Origin of the sequence: Scrofimicrobium canadense (assembly GCF_009696615.1) — a bacterium.
GTDB classification, from domain to species: domain Bacteria; phylum Actinomycetota; class Actinomycetes; order Actinomycetales; family Actinomycetaceae; genus Scrofimicrobium; species Scrofimicrobium canadense.
This window is the reverse complement of the sequence record NZ_VULO01000037.1, coordinates 1-1,537: the sequence shown is the minus strand read 5'-3', so window position 1 is coordinate 1,537 and position 1,537 is coordinate 1. Positions and strand designations below refer to the sequence as shown.

At 58.1% G+C, this 1,537-nt stretch carries 1 protein-coding gene; it reads right to left on the bottom strand.

What is annotated here, in order from left to right:
- Positions 1–101: 101 nt before the first annotated feature.
- The gene (locus tag FYJ24_RS12370; RefSeq protein ID WP_206192722.1) at positions 102–1,406 is read right to left on the bottom strand and encodes an IS110 family RNA-guided transposase; all 1,305 of its coding nucleotides are present in this window, start codon (positions 1,404–1,406) and stop codon (positions 102–104) included.
- Positions 1,407–1,537: the final 131 nt, after the last annotated feature.

The following is a 1,537-nucleotide window of genomic DNA, read 5'->3' as shown; positions in this document are numbered from 1 at the left end:
CAGACTCCCGCTGTCAACCTCTGTTTTTTGGTGGCGTGTTTTTGGGCGTGCTAGATACTGCCCAGGGCCGGGTGCCACCGGATGGGCACGAGATGCTTTTGTTAGCTGGCTGCCTTTAGCTCCTCGTTCACGAGCGGGATAGTGGGGATAGAGTCTTGCTCTTTTTCAATGGCTTGGAGGGCCTCGGAGCGTCTTGTGTGTTGGGTGAGGTCGTATTCTTCGTGGGTGTTCCAGCATTTCCATAAGACCCGTACCCATCTGGCGCCGATACCCCGCAGTGCCCGGTGGTGTCCTTGACCCGCGGCTCGGGCTTGCTCGTAGAGGACCCCGCTCCAGTGGGGGTCTTCTCGGATGGCGACAAACATCCACCAGTCGATGGCGTGACGCATGCGTTTATTGGCGGCGTAACGAAACCGTACCTGCCGGGTCCGCCCAGAAGCGCGTGTCACTGGTGCCAGCCCCGTCTCGGCTAGTAAAGACGCAGCCGAGGGGTACTTGGCGCGGTCTTCTCCCATCCCCGCAAGTAGTGTTGCCGCGGTCACGGGGCCAAGCCCAGGGAAGCCCGTAAAAATTGGCGTGTCCGGGTGCGAGGCCAAAAGCCGCCGGATTTCCTTGTCGTAGTCTCGTAGGTGCTGGTTCAAGAGTTGAAGCTGCTCAGCGAAACGGACCGCCGCGAACGCCTTACCACTGGTTGTCCCTGTACTGGCTGAGAGAGCGTGCTCCCGCAGCCGCTCCACCAACACTTCCGGGGCAACTCTACCGGTGTAGGACTGGCGCTTGGTGAATGCCTCCATACGCGCCGGGCCGATTCGACTGGCGTGCTCAGGGGTGGGATAACGTTTAATGAACTCCAACGTGATGTCCCGGTCCAGTGAGGAAAACACATGCAACGGCGCTGGATAATACGTTTCCATGGCGGCTCGCAACTGGTTCTCCAGGTCCCGTTGATTCCACACGACGCGTTCACGGTCCCGTATCACAGCGCGTAGTTGCATCATCGTCTCTGACTGGACACTGAGGGGCCGCCAGTACGAATGCTCATGACGCAGCGTATCTGCCAGAACGAACGCGTCAAAGGCATCTGACTTCTTTGACTGGACTCGGTACCGCTCCCTGGCCCTAGCCGATATTTTCGGAGACACACAATACAAAGGGAACCCCAGGGTCAAGAGGAACTCCACTAGAAGACCTTCCCCCCGCTCGATCGCCATCAATACCGCGCCAGGCAAACTTCCAAGCTTCTTCCCTAGGGCTTCTAGGCCCTCTTTGGTGTGCTGGAATCGTTTCTGGATCACAGTGTTTCCTGCGCCGTCAACAACGCAGAGCTGGTGGAAGCTTCCACCCCAATCAATCCCTGCGAAGTATTGATCCCCCGCAGTGCTGCTACTACCTCGTATCGTCGCCATAATGTTCCTCCTTCGGCATTGAATGACTTCTTTGTCTTTCAACCACCCCTGCCGGTATCGCGGCAGCCCCTGCGTCAAGAACCTTATCTAGGCAATCACCCGAAAGCGTTGCATCTCCCGCTGGCTGATTC

Bases quoted from the DNA above. Each gene is read 5' to 3' on its own strand.
- FYJ24_RS12370 (WP_206192722.1), bottom strand. From the start codon at position 1,406: ATGGCGACGATACGAGGTAGTAGCAGCACTGCGGGGGATCAATACTTC.